General features: G+C 66.4%; 24 protein-coding genes and 1 tRNA gene. 18 read left to right on the forward strand and 7 right to left on the reverse strand.

Annotation, left to right across the window (positions count from 1 at the left end):
• Nucleotides 1-29: 29 nt before the first annotated feature.
• Nucleotides 30-212 (forward strand): CsbD family protein, encoded by a 183-nt coding sequence (locus GGQ89_RS07730; protein WP_056439483.1) that lies wholly within the window; start codon nt 30-32, stop codon nt 210-212.
• A 271-nt stretch (nt 213-483) separates the two neighbouring features.
• On the opposite strand, the gene GGQ89_RS07735 is transcribed toward GGQ89_RS07730, so the two are convergent.
• Nucleotides 484-2,133 carry a thiamine pyrophosphate-binding protein gene (locus GGQ89_RS07735; RefSeq protein WP_184105321.1) on the reverse strand — a complete coding sequence of 550 codons (1,650 nt, stop codon included), beginning with the start codon at nt 2,131-2,133 and terminating at the stop codon, nt 484-486.
• A 146-nt stretch (nt 2,134-2,279) separates the two neighbouring features.
• On the opposite strand from GGQ89_RS07735, the gene GGQ89_RS07740 reads away from it, so the two are divergent.
• The 6 genes from GGQ89_RS07740 to leuD all read left to right on the forward strand — a co-directional run bounded on the left by GGQ89_RS07740 (nt 2,280) and on the right by leuD (nt 7,689).
• Complete coding sequence (locus tag GGQ89_RS07740) at nt 2,280-2,981, forward strand: CoA transferase subunit A (RefSeq protein WP_184105322.1); 702 nt, start codon at nt 2,280-2,282, stop codon at nt 2,979-2,981.
• 295 nt (nt 2,982-3,276) lie between these two features.
• On the forward strand, nt 3,277-4,029 hold the full coding sequence (locus GGQ89_RS07745; RefSeq protein ID WP_240456437.1) for an HAD family acid phosphatase: 753 nt from the start codon (nt 3,277-3,279) through the stop codon (nt 4,027-4,029).
• Nucleotides 4,029-4,664: a CoA transferase subunit B gene (locus GGQ89_RS07750; RefSeq protein WP_184105323.1), complete on the forward strand. Its 636-nt coding sequence runs from the start codon at nt 4,029-4,031 to the stop codon at nt 4,662-4,664. Before GGQ89_RS07745 ends, GGQ89_RS07750 begins: the two co-directional genes overlap by 1 nt.
• Complete coding sequence (locus GGQ89_RS07755) at nt 4,664-5,353, forward strand: glutathione S-transferase family protein (RefSeq protein WP_184105324.1); 690 nt, start codon at nt 4,664-4,666, stop codon at nt 5,351-5,353. The genes GGQ89_RS07750 and GGQ89_RS07755 overlap by 1 nt, the downstream gene beginning before the upstream one ends.
• 85 nt (nt 5,354-5,438) lie before the next feature.
• Complete coding sequence (gene leuC, locus GGQ89_RS07760; RefSeq protein WP_184105325.1) at nt 5,439-6,884, forward strand: 3-isopropylmalate dehydratase large subunit; 1,446 nt, start codon at nt 5,439-5,441, stop codon at nt 6,882-6,884.
• Between the two features lie 184 nt (nt 6,885-7,068).
• Nucleotides 7,069-7,689: a 3-isopropylmalate dehydratase small subunit gene (gene leuD, locus GGQ89_RS07765; protein WP_184105326.1), complete on the forward strand. Its 621-nt coding sequence runs from the start codon at nt 7,069-7,071 to the stop codon at nt 7,687-7,689.
• Between the two features lie 32 nt (nt 7,690-7,721).
• On the opposite strand, the gene GGQ89_RS20255 is transcribed toward leuD, so the two are convergent.
• Entirely contained in the window at nt 7,722-7,847 is a 126-nt protein-coding gene (locus GGQ89_RS20255) for a hypothetical protein (RefSeq protein WP_276208911.1), read from the reverse strand.
• Nucleotides 7,848-8,078: 231 nt separating this feature from the next.
• Here GGQ89_RS20255 and GGQ89_RS07770 point away from each other — a divergent pair, with 231 nt between their 5' ends.
• The 11 genes from GGQ89_RS07770 (at nt 8,079) to GGQ89_RS07820 (ending at nt 15,800) form a co-directional block, all read left to right on the forward strand.
• Nucleotides 8,079-8,402: a DUF1476 domain-containing protein gene (locus GGQ89_RS07770; RefSeq protein WP_056439368.1), complete on the forward strand. Its 324-nt coding sequence runs from the start codon at nt 8,079-8,081 to the stop codon at nt 8,400-8,402.
• Nucleotides 8,403-8,404: 2 nt separating this feature from the next.
• A complete protein-coding gene (locus GGQ89_RS07775; RefSeq protein ID WP_042490079.1) occupies nt 8,405-8,641 on the forward strand; it encodes a BolA/IbaG family iron-sulfur metabolism protein in 237 nt (78 codons plus the stop codon).
• 25 nt (nt 8,642-8,666) lie between these two features.
• On the forward strand, nt 8,667-8,990 hold the full coding sequence (gene grxD, locus GGQ89_RS07780; protein ID WP_056439494.1) for a Grx4 family monothiol glutaredoxin: 324 nt from the start codon (nt 8,667-8,669) through the stop codon (nt 8,988-8,990).
• 153 nt (nt 8,991-9,143) lie between these two features.
• Nucleotides 9,144-9,512 (forward strand): BlaI/MecI/CopY family transcriptional regulator, encoded by a 369-nt coding sequence (locus GGQ89_RS07785; protein ID WP_184105327.1) that lies wholly within the window; start codon nt 9,144-9,146, stop codon nt 9,510-9,512.
• On the forward strand, nt 9,509-11,122 hold the full coding sequence (locus GGQ89_RS07790; protein WP_184105328.1) for a M56 family metallopeptidase: 1,614 nt from the start codon (nt 9,509-9,511) through the stop codon (nt 11,120-11,122). The genes GGQ89_RS07785 and GGQ89_RS07790 overlap by 4 nt, the downstream gene beginning before the upstream one ends.
• 92 nt (nt 11,123-11,214) lie before the next feature.
• Nucleotides 11,215-12,072, forward strand: coding sequence for an MBL fold metallo-hydrolase (locus tag GGQ89_RS07795; RefSeq protein WP_184105329.1), 858 nt, complete (start codon nt 11,215-11,217; stop codon nt 12,070-12,072).
• The gene (locus GGQ89_RS07800; protein ID WP_184105330.1) at nt 12,057-12,800 is read left to right on the forward strand and encodes a DUF4230 domain-containing protein; all 744 of its coding nucleotides are present in this window, start codon (nt 12,057-12,059) and stop codon (nt 12,798-12,800) included. The genes GGQ89_RS07795 and GGQ89_RS07800 overlap by 16 nt, the downstream gene beginning before the upstream one ends.
• 45 nt (nt 12,801-12,845) lie before the next feature.
• The gene (nadA, locus tag GGQ89_RS07805) at nt 12,846-13,832 is read left to right on the forward strand and encodes a quinolinate synthase NadA (protein WP_184105331.1); all 987 of its coding nucleotides are present in this window, start codon (nt 12,846-12,848) and stop codon (nt 13,830-13,832) included.
• The gene (nadC, locus tag GGQ89_RS07810; protein WP_338112309.1) at nt 13,829-14,677 is read left to right on the forward strand and encodes a carboxylating nicotinate-nucleotide diphosphorylase; all 849 of its coding nucleotides are present in this window, start codon (nt 13,829-13,831) and stop codon (nt 14,675-14,677) included. The genes nadA and nadC overlap by 4 nt, the downstream gene beginning before the upstream one ends.
• Nucleotides 14,678-14,700: 23 nt before the next feature.
• Complete coding sequence (locus tag GGQ89_RS07815; protein WP_156361329.1) at nt 14,701-15,096, forward strand: hypothetical protein; 396 nt, start codon at nt 14,701-14,703, stop codon at nt 15,094-15,096.
• Nucleotides 15,093-15,800 carry a ribonuclease T2 family protein gene (locus GGQ89_RS07820; RefSeq protein WP_184105332.1) on the forward strand — a complete coding sequence of 236 codons (708 nt, stop codon included), beginning with the start codon at nt 15,093-15,095 and terminating at the stop codon, nt 15,798-15,800. Before GGQ89_RS07815 ends, GGQ89_RS07820 begins: the two co-directional genes overlap by 4 nt.
• Before the next feature lie 6 nt (nt 15,801-15,806).
• Here the strand turns inward: GGQ89_RS07820 and GGQ89_RS07825 are convergent, their stop codons facing one another.
• The 5 genes from GGQ89_RS07825 to rpsA all read right to left on the reverse strand — a co-directional run bounded on the left by GGQ89_RS07825 (nt 15,807) and on the right by rpsA (nt 20,000).
• A complete protein-coding gene (locus GGQ89_RS07825) occupies nt 15,807-16,226 on the reverse strand; it encodes a DUF4112 domain-containing protein (protein WP_184105333.1) in 420 nt (139 codons plus the stop codon).
• Nucleotides 16,227-16,231: 5 nt separating this feature from the next.
• Nucleotides 16,232-17,650 (reverse strand): ABC transporter substrate-binding protein, encoded by a 1,419-nt coding sequence (locus tag GGQ89_RS07830; RefSeq protein ID WP_184105334.1) that lies wholly within the window; start codon nt 17,648-17,650, stop codon nt 16,232-16,234.
• Between the two features lie 20 nt (nt 17,651-17,670).
• Nucleotides 17,671-17,754: transfer RNA gene (locus tag GGQ89_RS07835), tRNA-Leu, on the reverse strand.
• A 101-nt stretch (nt 17,755-17,855) separates the two neighbouring features.
• Nucleotides 17,856-18,143 carry an integration host factor subunit beta gene (locus tag GGQ89_RS07840; RefSeq protein WP_056439404.1) on the reverse strand — a complete coding sequence of 96 codons (288 nt, stop codon included), beginning with the start codon at nt 18,141-18,143 and terminating at the stop codon, nt 17,856-17,858.
• Nucleotides 18,144-18,290: 147 nt separating this feature from the next.
• The gene (gene rpsA, locus GGQ89_RS07845; RefSeq protein WP_056439406.1) at nt 18,291-20,000 is read right to left on the reverse strand and encodes a 30S ribosomal protein S1; all 1,710 of its coding nucleotides are present in this window, start codon (nt 19,998-20,000) and stop codon (nt 18,291-18,293) included.
• Nucleotides 20,001-20,035 lie beyond the last annotated feature (35 nt).

Consider the following 20,035-nt stretch of genomic DNA (forward strand, 5'->3'; position numbering starts at 1 on the left):
TTGTCAATCCCCAGTAAATGGAGGCCGCAATGGGTGAGCTGACCGACAAGATCAAGGGCAACGTCAACGAGCTGGTTGGCAAGGCCAAGGAAGCCATTGGCGAGCACAACAACAACGACAAGCTCGTGGCCGAGGGCGAAGCCCAGCAGGTCAAGGGCAAGGGCGAACAGATGAAGGGTTCGGTCAAGGGCGCTCTTGGCGACAACATCTGAACCTGCTAGTCGTTTTCTGACTAAAGCAATCAGCAACGAACTCACCGCCCCGGTTTACGCCGGGGCGGTTTTGTTTTGTCTGGACTCTTCGAAGTTACGCAATCGATTTTATGGTAGCGTTATTTCAGGCGCAAGATGAGGTCTTTGTTGGTTGAATCCCTTGCAAGCAGGGCGAATGTCTCAACTTAGCTTCATTCGTGGCCTTCCACCCCGAGGTCGAAGGCCCATGCGCAAACTGGCACCTGCAACGATGCCTCCCGCCAGGATGGGCCTATCGCTGGGCGATTCGTGACAGCGTGGTGGCGGGAGTGATGACCTCGATATCCGTCTTCAGGTGCAACAGGCGCACGCCCGTCTGCGCCATGGCGCGGGACAGGGCAGGGTCGAAGTCCTCGGTCCGCGTCACCGTCTCGCTCCAACAGCCATAAGCACGCGCCAGCGCCGCGAAGTCTGGATTGGCGAGCGCGGTCGCCGCCACGCGGCCGGGATATTCGCGCTCCTGATGCATGCGGATCGTGCCATATCCGCCATTGTCGACGACGATCACCAGCATCGAAGCACCATGCTGCACGGCGGTCGCCAGTTCCTGTCCGTTCATCAGGAAGCAGCCATCGCCCGCCAGCGCCACCACCATCCGCTCCGGATGACGCAGCGCGGCGGCGGTGGCGGCGGGCAAGCCATAGCCCATCGCGCCGCAGGTGGGGGCCAGCTGACACCCCGGCTCATAGCGCCAATAGCGATGCCACCAGCCCGAATAATTGCCCGCGCCGTTGCAGAGGATCGAATCGGCGGGCAGGACCTCCCGCATCGCCGCGACACATTGGCCGAGATCGAGCGTCACGCCGTCGCGCGGGGTCGGGTCGGTCCATGCGCGATAGGCGGCATGGGCTTCCGCACCGGAGGGATGCGGCGCGGCGGCTTCCGTCGCCAGCAGTTCCAGCATCCCCAGCGCCCGGTCCACATCGCAACACAGGGCCAGATCGGTGCGATAGGTGCTGTGCAACTCCTCCGGGTCGGGATGGATATGGATCAGCATCTGGCCCGGATGGTCGGGCGTGATCAGGCTATAGCCGTCGGTCGTCGCTTCCCCCAGGCGCGCGCCCAGCACGATCAGCAGGTCGGCCTGCTTCATCCGAGCGACCAGCGCGGGATTGGGGCCATAGCCCAGATTGCCGGCATAGACCGCGCAGTCGGCCGACACGGCGTCCTGCCGCCGGAATGCCGCGACCAGCGGGATGCCCGCCGCTTCGCCCCATTGCTCGGCCAGTGCCACCGCATCGTCATTCCAGTGCGCGCCGCCGATGATCGCGACCGGGCGCTCGGCCTTGGCGATCAGATCCTGCACGGCCATGACGTCTTCGATCCGCACATCCTGCGACGGGCGCTCGATCCGGGGGCGGGGCGTGCCCTCGACCATGTCGCACAGCATGTCCTCGGGCAGGGCTAGGACGACCGGCCCCGGCCGCCCGCTCATCGCGGTGGCATAGGCGCGGGCGACATATTCCGGGATGCGCGCGGCATCGTCGATTCGCGCCGCCCATTTGGCGAGTGGGGCGAACATCGCCTGGAAATCGACCTCCTGAAAGGCTTCGCGGTCGCGGGTGCCCCGATCGACATCGCCGATGAACAGGATCATCGGTTGTGAGTCCTGCCGCGCGACATGGACCCCGATCGCCGCATTGGTCGCGCCCGGCCCGCGCGTGACGAAGGCCACGCCCGGCCGCCCTGTCAGCTTGCCATCGGCGCACGCCATGAAGGTCACGCCGCCCTCCTGCCGACAGGTCACCAGATCGATGGCGGGCGTGTCGTGCAGCGCGTCGAGGACCGCCAGGAAACTCTCGCCCGGCACGGTGAAGATTCGGTCGCACCCCTGTTCGAGAAGCGCATCGACAAGCAGGCGTCCGCCGGTTTTCAAGGTCATGGACGGCAGCCTAACGCCGCTTCATTGCAAAGCGCAAACGCTGGCCCGCGCAAAGCGCAAACGCTGGCCCGCGCAAAGCGCAAACGCTGGCTTGACCCGGCTCCGTGGCTCCGCCTAACGCTTCCTCCATCACAGGGAGGACGCCCATGCAGAAGCTCTATTCCGACGCGGCCGCCGCGCTCGACGGCCTGCTCCATGACGGCATGACGATCTGCGCCGGGGGCTTCGGCCTGTGCGGCATCCCGGAGCGGCTGATCGACGCGATCGAGGCCGCCGGGGTCAAGGACCTGACCATCGCCAGCAACAATGCCGGGATCGACGGCGTGGGGCTGGGCAAGCTGCTCCGCTCGCATCAGGTCAGGAAGATGATCTCGTCCTATGTCGGCGAGAACAAGGAATTCGAGCGGCAATATCTCAGCGGCGAGCTGGAGGTCGAGTTCTGTCCGCAGGGCACGCTCGCCGAGCGTTGCCGGGCAGGGGGCGCTGGCATCCCTGGCTTCTACACCAAGACTGGCGTCGGCACGAAAGTCGCCGAGGGCAAGGAAGTGAAGAGCTTCGACGGCGAGGACTATATCCTCGAGCGCGGCATCCGTGCCGACCTGTCGATCATCAAGGGGTGGAAGGCCGACGAGGCCGGCAACCTGATCTTCCGCAAGACCGCGCGCAACTTCAACCAGCCGATGGCGACGGCGGGGCGCATCTGCGTCGCCGAGGTGGAGGAAGTGGTGCCGGTCGGTTCGCTCGATCCCGACCAGATCCATCTGCCGGGCATCTATGTGAAGCGGATGATCGTCGGCGCGCCGTATGAGAAGAAGATCGAATTCCGCACGGTGCGCGAGCGGGTTTGATTTTCCGGGGGCGGGGGATGCGGAGTGCGCCAGCCCTCCCCCCGACCCCCTCCCGCCTGCGGGAGGGGGAGCGCTTTTGGCGGAGGTGTGGTTCATGAAACGCATGATGATTGAGCAAGACAGTCGCCAAATCACCTCTCCCCTCCCGCAAGCGGGAGGGGTTGGGGGAGGGCTACCCGGTCTGAGGCTAGGCGCCGCACTCGCCGCCGCCCTTGCCCTATCCGGCTGCGTCGTCGCCGTCGGCAACAACAGCGCCGCACCCCCACCACTCGCAACCAACCCCAAACTCGCAGGGATGCAATATCTCTACGGCTCGGCCGAAGCCGATGCGATCTCGCGTCAGGCGTGGAACGCGCTCGTCACCTATGCCGCCGACCGCATCCGCCGCCCGCAAGCCGACAGCGTCGTGCTGGCGCAGGGCGCGAGCCTCGAAAATCCCCGCTTCGTGCCATGCGCGGGCAAGCGGCCCGCCGCCGTCTTCGATGTGGACGAGACGGTCCTTCAAAATCTCGGTTTCGAATATGACGATTTGAACGGCCGACCGGGACGCGACTTCAATACGCGGTGGCGTGCCTGGGAGCAAAGCGACGGCCATGCCGTCCTGCCCACGCCCGGCGCAGCGGCGGCGATCGCCGATCTGCGGACCATGGGCGTGACCGTGATCTTCAACACCAACCGCGACGATCCGGCAGGTGCGGCGCGCGTGATCGACGCGGCGGGGCTTGGCCCGGCGGTGCATGGCGACACGCTGTTCGTGCGCTCCGACACGGGGAGCGGGGACAATAAGGACCCGCGTCGCTGGCAGATTGCGCAGCGTTACTGCGTGATCGCCATGGGCGGCGATCAGCTGGGCGATTTCAGCGAGTTGTTCAACGCATCTGCCCCGGTGGCGGAGCGGCGTGTCCGGGCCGATGGCTCGCGCGTCGCGGCCCTTTGGGGGCGCGGCTGGTTCGTCTTCCCGAACCCCGTTTACGGCAAGGCGCTGAAGGGCAGCGCGGACGACATCTTCCCCGCCGACCGGCGGTGGCACCCGACAGGAGAGCAGTGATGGCCTGGACCCGCGACGAAATGGCCGCCCGTGCGGCCAAGGAACTGAAGGACGGTTTCTACGTCAATCTCGGCATCGGCATCCCGACGCTGGTGGCCAACCATATCCCGCAAGGGGTCGAGGTCACGCTGCAATCCGAAAACGGGATGCTGGGCATCGGGCCGTTCCCTTATGACGACGAGGTCGATCCCGACCTGATCAATGCGGGCAAGCAGACGATCAGCGAACTGCCGCACTCGGTCTATTTCTCGTCGGCGGACAGCTTCGCGATGATCCGGGGCGGGCATATCGACTTGACCGTGCTGGGCGCGATGGAAGTGTCCCAGGGCGGCGACATCGCCAACTGGATGATCCCCGGCAAGATGATCAAGGGCATGGGCGGTGCGATGGATCTGGTCGCGGGGGTCAAGAAGATCATCGTCGTCATGGAGCATAACGCCAAGGACGGCAGCCCCAAGTTCATCCCCGAATGCACCCTGCCGCTGACCGGGCGCAACGTCGTCGACATGATCGTCACCGACCTGGCGGTGTTCCAGCGCCCCGATCACGACAGCGCCTTCCGCCTGATCGAATGCGCGCCGGGTGTCACCGCCGATGAGGTGGCGGCAAAGACCACGGCGAAGTTCGACCGCTGATGGCCTATACCCTCGTCACCGCGAACCGGAATTATTCCAGCTGGTCGCTGCGCCCCTGGTTGCTGATGAAGGCGTTCGGGATCGGCTTTGCCGACCGGATCGAGCCGTTCGCGGCGGCGGAGAATTACGAGGCGTTCCGCGCCTTTTCGCCGACGGGGCAGGTGCCGGTGCTGATCGATGGCGAGCGGACCGTTTGGGACTCGCTGGGCATCACGCTGTATCTGGCCGAACGGCATCCGGGAGTCTGGCCCGAGGACGAGGCGGCGCGGGCCTGGGCGATGTGCGCGGTGGCGGAAATGCATGGCGGCTTCGGCGCGCTGCGGGCCGAGCGAACGATGAATATCGGGGTGCGGGTGGACGCCAAGCCAGCGTCACCCCGGCTGGAGCGCGATATCGCATGGCTGGCGGAATTGTGGGGCGAGGGGCTGTCGCAATTTGGCGGGCCCTGGCTGGCGGGTGATCGGTTCTCGGCGGTCGATGCCTTCTACGCGCCGGTCGCGTTCCGGGTGCGGACCTACGGCATCGATGTCGGCCCGGTGGGGGCAGCATGGGTCGAGACGGTTCTGGCGCATCCAGCGATGCGGGATTGGGAAGCGCAGGCGCTGGCGGAGACGTGGCGCGACCCGGATCATGAAATCGAACTGGCGGAGTGCGGCGGCGTGACGGCGGACTATCGCGCCAAGGGGTAAGGCCACAGGAATCCCCGCCGAAATCGAAATAACATTGCGCGAACCCTTTGCGTTGCGCGCCTTTTCGGATAACAGCGCCCGCATCATGGCCCAACGACCCCAGACTCTGTACGAGAAGATCTGGGCCGCGCACGTTGTCGAACGGCGGCCCGATGGCACCTGCCTCATCTATATCGACCGCCACCTTGTTCACGAGGTGACGAGCCCGCAGGCGTTCGAGGGGCTACGCGCCGCCGGGCGCAAGGTGCGCCGTCCCGAGCTGACGCTGGCGGTGCCCGATCACAACCTGCCGACGACGCCGCGCAAGGACGCGAACGGCAACCTCCTGCCCATCGCCGACCCGGAAAGCGCGCAGCAGCTGGACGCGCTTCGCCGCAACACCGCCGAGTTCGGCGTCGACTATATCGACGCGACGGCGGCGGCGCAGGGCATCGTGCATGTCGTCGGGCCGGAACAGGGCTTTACGCTGCCGGGCACGACTCTGGTGTGCGGCGACAGCCATACCTCGGCGCATGGTGCGCTGGGCGCGCTGGCCTTCGGCATCGGCACGTCGGAGGTCGAGCATGTGCTGGCGACCCAGACGTTGCTCCTGTCGCCGTCCAAGACCATGGAAGTGCGCGTCGACGGCGTGCTGGGTCACGGCGTGTCGGCCAAGGACGTCGTGCTGGCCATCATCGGCAAGATCGGCGCGGCGGGCGGGACCGGCCATGTCATCGAATTCACCGGCAGTGTGATCCGCAACCTGTCGATCGAAGGTCGCCTGACCATCGCCAACATGTCGATCGAGGGCGGCGCGCGTGCCGGCCTGATCGCGCCGGACGAGACGACCTTCGCCTATCTGAAGGGGCGTCCGATGGTCCCCAAGGGCGCGGATTGGGACAAGGCGGTTGCCTGGTGGCGGACGCTGCCGACCGATCCGGGCGCGGTCTACGACAAGGTCGTGACTCTCGACGCCGCCGACATCGCACCGAATCTGACCTGGGGCACCAGCCCCGAGGACGTGGTGCCGATCACCGGCGTCGTGCCCGATCCCGACAGCTTCGCCGATCCGTCCAAGCGCGAAGCGGCGCGCAAGTCGCTGGACTATATGGGTCTGACCCCCGGCACCGCGATGCAGGACGTGCCCATCCAGCATGTCTTTATCGGCAGCTGCACCAACAGCCGTATCGAGGACCTGCGCGCCGCCGCCGCCGTGGCGCGCGACCGCAAGGTGGCGGACGGCGTCCGTGCGCTGGTCGTTCCCGGCTCGGGGCTGGTCAAGCGTCAGGCCGAAGAAGAGGGGCTGGACCGCATCTTCGTGCAGGCGGGTTTTGAATGGCGCGAGCCGGGCTGTTCGATGTGCCTGGCGATGAACCCGGACAAGGTGCCCGCGGGCGAACGCTGTGCCTCGACCTCGAACCGCAATTTCGTCGGTCGCCAGGGTCCCGGTGCGCGCACCCATCTGCTGTCCCCCGCTATGGCCGCCGCCGCTGCGGTGACCGGGCGCCTTTTCGATGTTAGAGAGTTGAAGAGCCACGATTTCGATCGTTAAGGCATCTGACAGGGACGATAGGGGATACGCATCATGAAGCACGTATTGGTCATGCTCGTCACCGGCGCGGTTCTGTGCGGCGCGGCGGCCTATGCCGCAGGCATCGCGTCACGCCCCGCCGTGGCCGAGCAGCGTCCGCAGCGCGCGGGATGAACGCGCGGGTTTCGAATACAGGGATGATGGAATGAACCCGGTTACGACCGTCTCCGGCACTGCCTATCCATGGGGCGCCAAGAATATCGATACGGATGTCATCATCCCGGCACACTGGCTGAAGACGATCACCCGCGCCGGGCTGGGGCGCGGCGCGTTCGAGACGGTGCGCGCGCAACCGGACAATATCTTCGATGATCCGCGCTATGCGGGCGCGCCGATCCTGATCGCTGGCGACAATTTCGGTTGTGGGTCCAGCCGCGAGCATGCGGCCTGGGCCTTGGCGGACATGGGCATCCAGGCGGTGATCGCGCCGAGCTTTTCCGATATCTTCTCGGGCAACGCCTTCAAGAACGGGATCGTCCCGGTCGTCCTGCCGCAGGACGCCGTGGACCGGTTGGTCGAGGTGGCGAAGGACCAGCCGATTACGGTCGATCTGGAGACGATGACCGTCACCACCCCGTTCCAGGACCGCTTTGCGTTCGAACTCGATCCGTTTCGCCGTGAATGCCTGATGAAGGGGCTCGACGAAGTCGGCCTGACGCTGGCCCGCGACGAAGCGATCGGCAGTTTCGAAGGGCAGATGGCCGAGGGGCGGCCTTGGATCGCGGGTCGTCAGCGCCTGGACGCCCCCACGGCAGGAACCGCCTGACGAAGCCTGGTGCCGGCGTCCCGGCGAAACGGTCAGGACGCGGCGACGATGACCCCGGCGATCAGCGCCCATAGGGCAAGCGAACCGATCAAGCCGTTCATGATGCCCAGCATCGGACTGTCGCGGCGGTCGGGTGGCATGACGTGGGAATGGGTCACGATGCTCTCCTAAGTTACCGGTGATATCCCCGTTTTCCGGGGGTTTATCCCGTCTTCGTTATAGTTACACTACGCATCGACCAAGACCTGGTTCCCATTGTTTCCCCTGCGCAACGATCCTTCGGCGCGCCGTGCAACACCTGATCGGCGCATCGGTTGCACGCGGGCGCGACGCCCCCTATCTCGGACGTTATGTTTGGATGGCCCATAGGGCTGGGGGATGGCGAACCGATGGACAGTTTCGACGATCGCAGGAAGGGCTTCGAGGCCAAGTTCGTGGCCGATCAGGACATGATGTTCCGCATCACGGCGCGGCGCAACCGGCTGGTCGCGCAATGGGCGGCCGAGCGGATGAAGCTGACTCCCGCCGAAACCGATGCCTATGCCAAGGCGGTCGTACAGGCCGATTTCGAGGAAGCGGGCGATGAGGACGTCATCCGCAAGCTGCTGGGCGACCTGACCGCCGCCGGGATCGACGTCGACGAGGTGGAGGTCCGCCGCGCGCTGGACGAGCAACTGGTCGAGGCGCGTCGCCAGTTGATGGAGAGCCGCTGACCATGCCGATGGCCGCCGATGACATCGCCACGATGATCCGTACCGCCATTCCCGATGCCGAGGTCCAGATCACCGACCTTGCCGGGGACGGCGACCATTATGCCGCGCATGTCGTGGCCGCCAGCTTTGCGGGTATGAGCCGGGTCGCACGCACTCGCGCCGTCTATGCGGCGCTGGGTGGACGCATGGGGGGCGAACTCCATGCGTTGCAACTGACCACCGCGGTTCCGGCCGCCTGATCCCATTCCCTCAAGGATGAATGATATGACCGACGATACGAATGCGCGGATCGATGCGCTGGTGAAGGACAATGCCGTCCTGCTGTTCATGAAGGGCACGCCGCTCTTTCCGCAATGCGGCTTTTCCAGCCGTGCGGTGGCGATCTTGAACCATCTGGACGTGCCGTTCGAGAGCGTCGACGTGCTCCAGGACCAGGGCATCCGCCAGGGCATCAAGGCCTATTCGGATTGGCCCACCATTCCGCAGCTCTATGTGAAGGGCGAATTCGTCGGCGGTTCGGACATCATGATGGAGATGTACGAAAGCGGCGAACTGGCCGAGCTGGTCCAGGACGTGAAGACCGCGTGATAGGTCGGCGATCGTAAGATTGGAAAGGGGGCTGGACTACGATCCGGCCCCCTTTTTTATTCCTCCCCTGCAAGGGGAGGAATGGATCGACTCTATTGACTACGCCTGTAATCGCGATAAGATTACGCTTGTAGTCAATAAGAGGGCGAGTCGATGGCCGAGCGTATCAGCGATGCCGAACATGCCGTGATGGAGGTCCTGTGGGAGGAGGCTCCGCTGACCGCGCAGGATGTCGCGGAGCGGGTCGATCCCGAACGCGGCTGGAGCACCAATACCGTCAAGACGCTGCTCGGCCGTCTGCTCGCCAAGGAGGCCATTGCGCATGAGGAGCAGGGGCGGCGCTATCTGTATCGTCCGCTGGTCGCGCGCGACGATTATGTCGTTGGCGAATCCCGCCGCCTGATCGACCGGCTGTTCGGCGGTCGCCTGACCCCGCTGGTCGCGCATCTGGCCGAGCGGGACGAGCTGACCGCGCAGGACATTTCCGAGATCGAGGCACTGCTCAAGGACCTGAAGGCATGAGCGGCGCGCAACTCGGCTGGGGGGTGGAGGCGATGATCGCCTCCACCCTCCTGATGGCGCTGGTCCTGCTGGCCCGCCGCCATGTCCGTCAGGCCTTCGGGCCGCAGATCGCCTATGCACTCTGGGCCTTGCCGCTGCTCCGGCTGATTCTGCCGCCGCTGCCGCGCGGCCTGTCCGAGCAGGCGACCCCGCCGCTGGCCGCCGCGAGCGAGCGTTTCGCGACCTATGTCGTGCTGCCCATGACCGCGCAGATCCCCGCCACGGTGGATGCGCCCGGCATCTGGCAGAGGGTGGAGCAGGGTGTTGCGCTGTTCTGGATCATCGGGGCGGCGGGTTTCCTGGGCTTCCAGCTCTTTCGCCACTGGCGCTTCCGCACGCGGTTGCTCGCCGATGCCGAGCCGCTGGAGGCGGTGGAGGGCGTGCGTGTGGTCGCCAGCGACGGCGCGCCGGGGCCGCTCGCCTTCGGCATCTGGCATCGCTACGTCGCTTTCCCGCGCGATTTCGCCGAGCGGTACGACGCCGATGAGCGCGACCTGGCGCTGGCGCACGAGCTGGGCCACCATGCCCGCGGCGACCTGATCGCCAACTGGGTCGCGCTCGCCGTGCTGGCGCTCCACTGGTTCAACCCGCTGGCGTGGCGGGCCTTCCACGCTTTCCGTGCCGATCAGGAGCTGGCCAACGACGCCCGTGTCCTGAAGGGGCGCAGCCGTGCCGACCGGCATGTCTATGCCTGCGCCATCGTGAAGGCCGCGCATGGCCGCGCACTGTCGGGCGCCTGTCACCTGCACACCATCGATGATCTGAAAGGGAGGCTGAAGATGTTGACGACTTCTCCGAAATCGCGTCGCCAGCTGGCGATGGGCGGGGCCACCGTGTCGCTGCTGGTCCTGGCCGGGCTGGGGGCGACCGCCTCGGGCACGCCGGCGGCGGCGGCGCTGACCAAGAAGGTCGAGCGGACGCTGGGCGTCGACCTGACCAGCCCGGTCGCGGTCCTGCCCGCCGTCGTCCAGACCACGCCGGAGGCGCCCGAAGCGCCTGCCGCGCCGTCCGTACCTGTGGCTCCGGCTGTCCCTGCAAAACCCGTGGTCGCGATCGCTGCGACGGTTCCGGAGGTGCCCGCCGTTCCCGCTGCACCTGCGACTCCCCAGGCCGCCGCGGTTCCCGCCGCGCCGCAGGCACCCGCCGCGCCCCGTGTTCGCGTCGTGACGCTGCGCAACGGGCATAAGGTCAAGTTCGTCGGCGACAATGGCATGGTCCCGATGGTGCCCATGCCCCCGATCCCGATGGTCCAGGCGCGTGCCTGTGGTACCGGCAACAGCGATACCCGCACCAGCTATATGACGGTCGACGGCAAGACCCGGCGGCAGGTGACGATCATCTGCACCGACCGGATCGAGCGGGATGCTCGTCAGGCCTCGCTCGCCGCCGTCCATGCCCAGCGCACGGCGCAGGTGAACATGCAGATCGCGCTCGCCAGCATCGAGAGTGCCCGCGCCTCGATCATCCGCGACCGCAACCTGTCCGAGGACGCCCGGCGTGACGCACTGAACGGCCTGAACGAGGCGACCGCCGAGTTGAAGGCCGACATGGCGAACCGCGATCGCGACTGACCGGACCACGACTTTACCCCAACTCGACCTCTGTGCCCGTCCGACGGGGACAGGGGTTGCCCTTTGTCCGCCGCTTGCCCACATGGTCGGGAATGGCTGAGCACCCGACCGGCATTCCGATCCTGCTTGAGCCGCTGGTCACCCGCGTGCTCGCCCCCAATCCGTCGCCCTTCACCTATACGGGCACGCAAAGTCATGTCGTGGGCGACCGCGACGTGGCGGTCATCGATCCGGGGCCGGACGATCCCGCGCATCTGGACGCACTGACCCGCGCGATCGCCGGGCGGCCGGTGGTGGCGATCCTGATCACCCATCATCACCGTGACCACAGCCCGGCCAGCCGCCCGCTCGCCCGCCTGACCGGCGCCCCGATCGTCGGGGCGGCTCCGTTCGCCGCCGACTATCAGGGTGGCCAGTCCGACGCCGCCTTCGACCGCGACTATGCGCCGGACCGGGGCCTGGCGGAGGGCGAGGGGGTAAGCGGCGACGGCTGGACGCTGAACGCCATCGCGACGCCGGGCCATACCTCCAACCATCTCGCCTTTGCGCTGCCCGAGACCAGGGCGCTGTTTTCGGGCGATCACGTCATGGGCTGGTCGACTAGCATCGTGTCGCCGCCCGATGGCGACATGAGCGCCTATATGGCCAGCCTGGAAAAATTGATGGAGCGCGACGACCGGGTCTATTACCCGGGGCATGGCGAGGCGGTCGAGAATCCGCAGCGGCTGGTGCGCGGGATGCTGGGCCATCGCAAGCAGCGGGAGAGGCAAATCCTGCGCCTGCTGGCGGCGGAAGAGAGGTTGCCGATCGCGGCGATGACCGCCCGCATGTATGTCGGCCTGAACCCTAAACTGATTCCGGCGGCGGAACGATCGGTTCTGGCGCATCTTTATGACCTGCGAAACCGCGGGCTGGTTCGCGAGGAAGGAGCATCATGGATCAGCGCGTGACGCCGCCTGCCGACACGCCGCCGCCACCGTCACGACCGCGCGGCGGGGTCGGCCTGTTCCTGACCAAGGTGGCGGGGGTACTGCTCCTGCTGGTGCTGGCCGGACTGATCATGGTGTGGGGCGTGCAGCGCTATGTCGAGGATCGGCTGACCCCCGACCCGACCACCATCGCGCGCGCCAGCCTGGACGGCCTGCGCGAACAGAACCGGCTGTCGGCCTTCGCGGCGCGGTACGTCGCGGTCGTCAGCTCGCGCCAGTCGCAGCTCGGCTTTTCGACCGAGCGGACGCTAATCATGCCGGGCATGGTCCGTTACGAGGTCGATCTGGGCAAGCTGCGCCAGCAGGATGTGCGCTGGGATGCGAATGCCCATGTCCTGTCGGTGACGCTGCCCCCCGTTGAGATCGACGGGCCGCAGGTCGATCTGTCGGCGATCCGCGAATATGGATCGGGCGGCCTGCTGACCACCTTCACCGACGCCGAGCAGCGGCTCGACGCCGCCAATCGCACGGCGGGGCAGGTCGAGCTGATGCGACAGGCGCGTGCGCCCGCGCCGATGAAGCTGGCCCGCGATGCGACCCGGCGTGCGGTCGAGCGCAGCTTCGCCATGCCGCTGCGCGCGGCGGGGGTGGAGGGCAGCGTCAAGGTCCGCTTCTCCGACGAAGCGGCGGGCGACGAACGCTGGGACACGACGCGCAACCTGCAAGAGGTTCTTGGCAATAGCGGCTGACGTGGCCAATTGTCGGCGCGAGCCCATGCGCCTAGGGGGAATGCCATGACCATCCAGACGAATCTGACGGGCCTCGACCTGCGCGCCGAGATCGACCGGCTCCGCAAGGAGCGCAACGCCGTCATCCTCGCCCATTATTATCAGAAGCCCGAGATTCAGGACCTGGCCGATTTCGTCGGCGACAGCCTGGACCTCAGCCGCAAGGCGCAGGCGACCGACGCCGACGTCATCGCCTTTTGCGGCGTGCGCTTCATGGCGGAGACGGCCAAGATCCTGTCGCCCAACAAGATCGTCGTGCTGCCCGACATGGCCGCCGGGTGCAGTCTGGAGGATAGCTGCCCGCCCGAACAGTTCGCCGAGTTCCGGGCGCAGCACCCGGATCACATCGCGCTGACCTATATCAACTGCTCGACCGAGGTGAAGGCACTGTCCGACATCATCGTGACGTCGTCCTCGGCCGAACAGATCCTGGCGCAGATCGACCCCGCGCAGAAGATCATCTTCGGCCCAGACCGTAACCTGGGCGGCTATCTGGCGCGCAAGACCGGCCGCGACATGTTGCTGTGGCCGGGCGTGTGTATCGTGCACGAGGCGTTCAGCGAGACCGAGTTGCTGAAGCTGCGGGCCCAGCACCCGGACGCGCCGATCGCGGCGCATCCCGAATGCCCCGCCGTGATCCTGGACCATGCCGATTATGTCGGTTCGACGCGCGGCATCCTGGAGTTCGCACAGACCGTGACCAGCGACACGCTGATCGTCGCGACCGAGCCGCACATCATCCACCAGATGCAAAAGGCGATGCCGGGCAAGACCTTCATCGGCGCGCCGGGCGCGGACGGCAACTGCAACTGCAATATCTGCCCCTACATGGCGCTCAACACCATGGAGAAGCTGTACCTCGCGCTGCGCGACCTGACCCCGCGCGTCGAGATCGAGGAAGGCCTGCGGCTTCAGGCCAAGAAGAGCCTCGACGCGATGCTGACGCTGGCCAGCGGCACGGTCGGCAAGGGCGATCTGGGCCCGCGCCCGTGACGGAAAAAGTGATCGACGGGTTCGACCTCGGCGCCTTCGTCACCGCGACGCTGGCCGAGGATCTGGGGCCCGGCGGCGACATCACCTCGGCGGCGGTGATCCCGGCGGAGGCGCGGTTCATCGGCACCATGGCCAGCCGCGATGCGATCACCGTCGCCGGGCTGCCCATCGCCGAGGCGTTCTTCCGCCACCTCGACGCCGATGTCGTCATCGAGCGGCTGGTCGAGGACGGGACGAGCGTTCCGGCGGGCACCGATCTGCTCCGCCTGTCCGGCAAGGCCCGCGCGATGCTGACCGCCGAACGGTCCGCGCTGAACACCGTCCAGCATCTGTCGGGCATCGCGACGATGACGGCGGCTTATGTGGCGGCGATCCAGGGTACCGGGGCGACGCTGCTCGACACGCGCAAGACCATTCCGGGCCTTCGCCTCCTGGAGAAATACGCCACCCGCATGGGCGGCGCGCAGAATCATCGCATGGGTCTGTGGGATGCGGCGATGATCAAGGACAATCACGTCGCGGTCGCGGGCGGCATCGGCCCGGCGGTCACGGCGGCGCGAGAGGCGGGAATCGCGCGGATCATCGTCGAGGTCGACGCGCTCGACCAGATCGAACCGGCGCTGGCGGCGGGAGCGACCCATTTGCTGCTCGACAATATGAACCCGGCGCAGCTCGCCGAGGGTGTCGCGCTGGTCGCGGGCCGGGTGCCGACCGAGGCGTCGGGCGGCGTGCGTCTCGACACCATCCGCGCCATGGCGAAATCGGGCGTTACCTATGTCAGCGTGGGTCGCTTGACCCAATCGGCCCCGGCAGCCGATATCGGACTGGATTTCGCCGCCGCCTGAGGCGGGCTTGGAAGGGGAAGATCGTGCGACCGAAGTCGGTGATATTGGGCGAGCGGCTTTCGTTGTTTGCCATCCTGTTGCTGGTGGTACTGGCGGTCATCGGCTGGGCCGACACGGTCGCCCAGGCCGGGGTGGCGATAGCGATCATCGCCAATGGCCTGCTGATCGGGCTGTTCCTGCTCGGCACGCTGCTGACCACTCGCATGGCCAGCCGGGTCGGGCTGGGGCTGCTGGTCGTGCTGACGATCCTGAACCTGCTCGGTTTTCTCTATCAGGTGTCGGTCGGTGCGCTGGCCGAGGGTGCGTTCGGCGTGCTGACGGCAGTGCAGGCGGCGACGTCGCTGGTCGCGGTCGTGATGCTGATGCGGCCCAATGCCCTGGCCTGGTATCGCGCGATGGCGGAGGTAAGCGAAGCATGAAACACGTAATCATCGGTATGGCGTTCTTGGCCGCGCCGCAGCTGCTGTCGGCGCAGACCCTGCAATGCACCGCACCGCGCGGGGTCCAGTCCATCCGCCCCGACCTGCCCAGCCAGAGCCAGCCGACCCGCGTGCTGCCGATCGGCGGTTACACGCTGGCCATCACCTGGAGTCCGCAATTCTGCCGCGACCCCAAGGGGAATAGCAGCTTCCAGTGCGGCGGCACCAACCGCTTCGGCTTCACCCTGCACGGGCTGTGGCCCGATGGCGTGGACAAGGATTGGCCGCAATATTGCCGCCCGACCGCGATCATCCCGCAGGCGGTGGTCCGCCGCCATATCTGCGCCACCCCCTCGGCGCAGCTGATGCAGCATGAATGGGCCAAGCATGGCACCTGCATGAGCGGATACAGCCCGGCGCGCTATTTCCAGCGGTCGAACGCGCTATATTACGGGCTGCGCTTCCCGGATATGGACGGGCTGTCGCGTCGGAACGGCCTGACCGCAGGTGATCTGGCGACCGCCTTTGCCGCCGCCAATCGGGGGATGACGGCCGACATGATGCGCGTGACCGCCACGCGCGAAGGCTGGCTGGACGAAATCTGGATCTGCCTGAACAAGGCATTCCGCCCCGCCCGCTGTCCGGCGCATCAGGGCGGATTGTCGCCCAACGCACCGCTGAAGATCTGGCGGGGCAGCCGCTGACCGCGCTTACCCCTCCAGCACCACGCTGGAGGGGTGATGCTTGTCCAGATGCTTGCGGATGATCCGCAGGTTGCGCGTGTTCGACCGGAACAGCACATCGGCGGCGTCGCCGATCAGCGGCACGAAGCCCAACAGCGCGTCGAAGCCGACATTGCCCATCATCCGTGCGATCTGGAATTTGGACAGCCCCAGATTGCGCGCTTCCCAGATGATGTAGCTGCCCAGTGCCGCGGCGGCGATGTCGCCGACGATCGGGACCAGACCCAGTATCACGTCCAGCCCGATCGGGCGGTTGAGGCCGGGCAGCACGACGACACGCTCCAACAGGCGTTCCATCGCCTCGATCCGCTGGCGGCTGGCGGCGATGCTCTTGTCGAGCGGCAGAGCGTCGAATGCCATGGGGTCGATGCGGGTCGTGTTGGCCATGCCGTTCAATTGGTGATGGCGCGCAACCGGTTCAATGGATGCCACGCGCGGCTGTTGGTCTGGAATTGCCGCAGCCGGGGCGTGGTGAGCGACCAGCGCAGCGGGCGGGCCAAGGGAATGAAGGGCGTGTCGGCATTGATCGCCGCATCCGCCGTCGCGATCGCCGATCCGCGTTCCGCCAGCGTCGGGGCCAGCCGTGCCTGCTCGATCGCGGCCATCGCTGCCTCTCCACAGGGCGCGCAGGCGGTCGCGAGATACCAGCGCGCGCTGTCATAGGGGGCGACCGCATCGATCAGGCGGAGGTCGGCAGGGTCATCGAGCGCCACCCGTTCGGGCGTGATGCCGATCGCCAGCAATGTCGCACCGATCTGGCCATAGAGCAGGTTCGCGCCCGGCCCCCGCGGCAAGGCAATGCGCAGCCGCACCGGCTGACCCCAGGCGGCGACCCGAGCCCGCGCCCCGCTGCGCCGCTCGTCCAGATTGAGGAGCGCCCAGCCGGGAATTTGCGGCGGGGCGTCGGAGTCGAGCGTGTCGGGCAGCAGGCGGTCGGCGGCTTCCCAATTGGGGGCGACCGCCGCCAACATGGCCGCCCGGTCGAATGCGGCCGACAGCGCCTGGCGATTGGCCGGGTCCGTCAGGAAGCCGTCGCGACGGACGATGCTCAGTCCGAAAAGACCGGCCGCCGGATCGACCTGGATGGCGGCCTGGTTGATCCGGACGGCGTCGAGCAGCGGCCACGTCTCGAATTGACCACCGAGCAACAGGTCGGACCGGCCGCCAGCAAAACGCAGGATGGCGCGTGCCGGTGTCTCGGCGATCAGGCGGACATCCTCCTCCGGCGCGGGCGTGGCATCGTCCTCGGGCTCGACACGACGGGGATCGGGGATGGGGCGTAGCAGCGGGGGCGGCCCCGCCCGGATGATGCGGAAGGGCCCGGTGCCCCGACGCCCCCGGTCGACGATCGCCATTTCGGGCTGGGCGAACAGTTTTAACAGGTCGGGGCGGGGGCGCGACAGGCGGATTTCGATGACCTGCGGCGTCATCACTACGATCTCGTCGATCGCCGTCAGGAAGGGGGCCAGCGGGTTGCCTGATTGGGGCGAGACCAGGCGCCGCAGGATCGGCACGACCTGCTCGGCGGTGACGGGTGAGCCGTCATTCCACTTGGCCTCGCGCAGGCGGAAGATGAAGCTGCCGCCCTCGTCGATGACGATCCAGCGTTCGGCCAGCCCCGGCTCGATCTGGCCATTGGCGTCGAAACGCACCAACCCCTGCGCCAGCGCATCGCGCAGCACGCGGCGCGACGTGTCGTCATCGGCGGGGGGCAGTCCTCCGCCGGACCGGGCGGAAGGGTTGGTGGATTGGACGGTGCTGACGACCACCGCCCCATGATCGGCATGGCGCTCGCAGGCGGTCGTCGCCATCAGCGCGGCCGCCAACCCGATGGTGCGGACGGCGGGACTCGAACCCGCACTCCATAGGAAGCCGATTTTAAGTCGGCAGCGTCTACCGGTTTCGCCACGTCCGCGCACAGGCCAACGAAGATACCAGGATGCCGCGAAGGTCAAGGGCGCAGCTGTCGTAAAGTCGGAATAGCCGCGCCCCCGTTACCTCAAGACCGGAATGCGATCACTCCGCGTCGACGTTCAGACGCGCGCGCATTTCCTTGCCGGGTTTGAAATAAGGAACGCGCTTGGCGCAGACATCGACGGTTTCGCCGGTACGGGGATTGCGGCCGGTACGAGCACCGCGCGCTCGGGTCGAAAAGGCGCCAAAGCCGCGCAGTTCGACGCGACCGTCATCCGACAGCCGCTTGGTAATCTCATCAAAGAAAATCGTGACGATCAGTTCAACTTCACGCGGGTTCAGTCCCGGATTACGCTGACCGATTTTTTGCACCAGTTCCGAACGGATCATCGTCTAGTCCCAAGCTTAAGACGGATCGTTCTTAACCTGTGTTTCTCGCTGCTGAAAGTAGTTTTATTATACGATTAAAAGACACGCCAGTGTCTTTTGGCCGAAGCCGGGACATGTTTCCGAAAAAACATGCCCCGGTCCAGTGACTTACTTCTGGGTGCGCGCCTTCAGCGCTTCGCCCAGAATGTCGCCCAGCGATGCGCCCGAGTCGGACGAACCATACTGAGCCACCGCCTGCTTCTCTTCGGCGATCTGCATCGCCTTGACCGAGAAGGTCGGCTTCTTCGAACGATCGAAGCCGGTGACCATCGCGTCGAACTTCTGGCCGACCTGGAAGCGCTCGGGGCGCTGCTCGTCACGGTCGCGACCCAGATCGGTGCGCTTGATGAAGCCGGTCGCACCATCGTCGCCCGCCTGGACTTCGAGGCCCGCGTCGCGGACTTCGAGGACGGTCACGGTGACGACCTGGTTCTTGTTCAGGCGATCGCCAGCCGCAGCCACGCCGCCGGCGACGGGGCCGCCGCGCTCGAGCTGCTTCATGCCGAGCGAGATACGCTCCTTCTCGGGGTCGATGTCCAGAACCACGGCCTGAACGACTTCGCCCTTGCGGTGCAGGTTGAGGGCATCCTCACCCGACACGCCCCAGGCGATGTCCGACATGTGGACCATGCCGTCGACATCGTTGTCCAGGCCGATGAACAGGCCGAACTCGGTCGCGTTCTTGACTTCGCCCTCGACGGTCGAGCCGATCGGATGGGCAGCGGCGAACGCTTCCCACGGATTGGCCTGAGCCTGCTTGAGGCCGAGCGAGATGCGGCGCTTTTCCTGATCGACTTCGAGGACGACCACATCGACTTCCTGCGAGGTCGACACGATCTTGCCCGGATGGACGTTCTTCTTGGTCCAGGACATTTCCGACACGTGGACCAGGCCTTCGATGCCCGGCTCCAGCTCGACGAACGCACCATATTCGGTGATGTTCGTGACGCGGCCCGACAGCTTCGCGCCGACCGGGTACTTGGCGCCGGCGCCATCCCACGGATCGCTCTCGAGCTGCTTCATGCCGAGCGAGATGCGCTGCGTGTCCTTGTTGATGCGGATGATCTGCACCTTCACGGTGTCGCCGATCGCGATCATCTCCGACGGATGATTGACGCGCTTGTACGACAGGTCGGTGACGTGCAGCAGGCCGTCGATGCCACCCAGGTCGACGAACGCACCATAATCGGTGATGTTCTTGACGACGCCGTCGATGATCTGACCCTCGGCCAGGCTCTGGATCAGGCCCGAACGCTGCTCGGCGCGGGTCTCTTCCAGGACCGCGCGACGCGACACGACGATGTTGCCGCGCTTGCGGTCCATCTTCAGGATCTGGAACGGCTGCGGGATGTCCATCAGCGGGGTGACGTCGCGGACGGGGCGGATGTCGACCTGGCTACCGGGCAGGAACGCCACGGCGCCGTTCAGGTCGACGGTGAAGCCACCCTTCACGCGGCCGAAGATCACGCCTTCGACGCGGGCCGACTTCGAGAATTCGAGCTCCAGCTTGTCCCAGGCGGCCTCGCGGCGCGCGCGGTCGCGGCTGAGCATCGCTTCGCCGTGCATGTTCTCGACGCGGTCGACATAGACCTCGACTTCGTCACCGACCTTCAGGTCGGCCTTCTGGCCGGGGGCAGCGAATTCGCGGAGGGGCACACGGCCTTCCGACTTCAGACCGACGTCGATGACGGCCATGTCGTTTTCGATCGCGGTGACGGTGCCATGCACGACGCGACCCTCGAAGCTGTCGGCACCGCCGAACATGTCATCGAGCATCGCCGCGAAATCGTCGCGCGTGGGCTGGGGGTTGGTTGCCATAAAAGGGTTAGGTTCCTGAGAGTTTTTCGTCTCCG

Origin of the sequence: Sphingomonas yabuuchiae (genome assembly GCF_014199595.1) — a bacterium.
GTDB classification, from domain to species: Bacteria; Pseudomonadota; Alphaproteobacteria; order Sphingomonadales; family Sphingomonadaceae; genus Sphingomonas; species Sphingomonas yabuuchiae.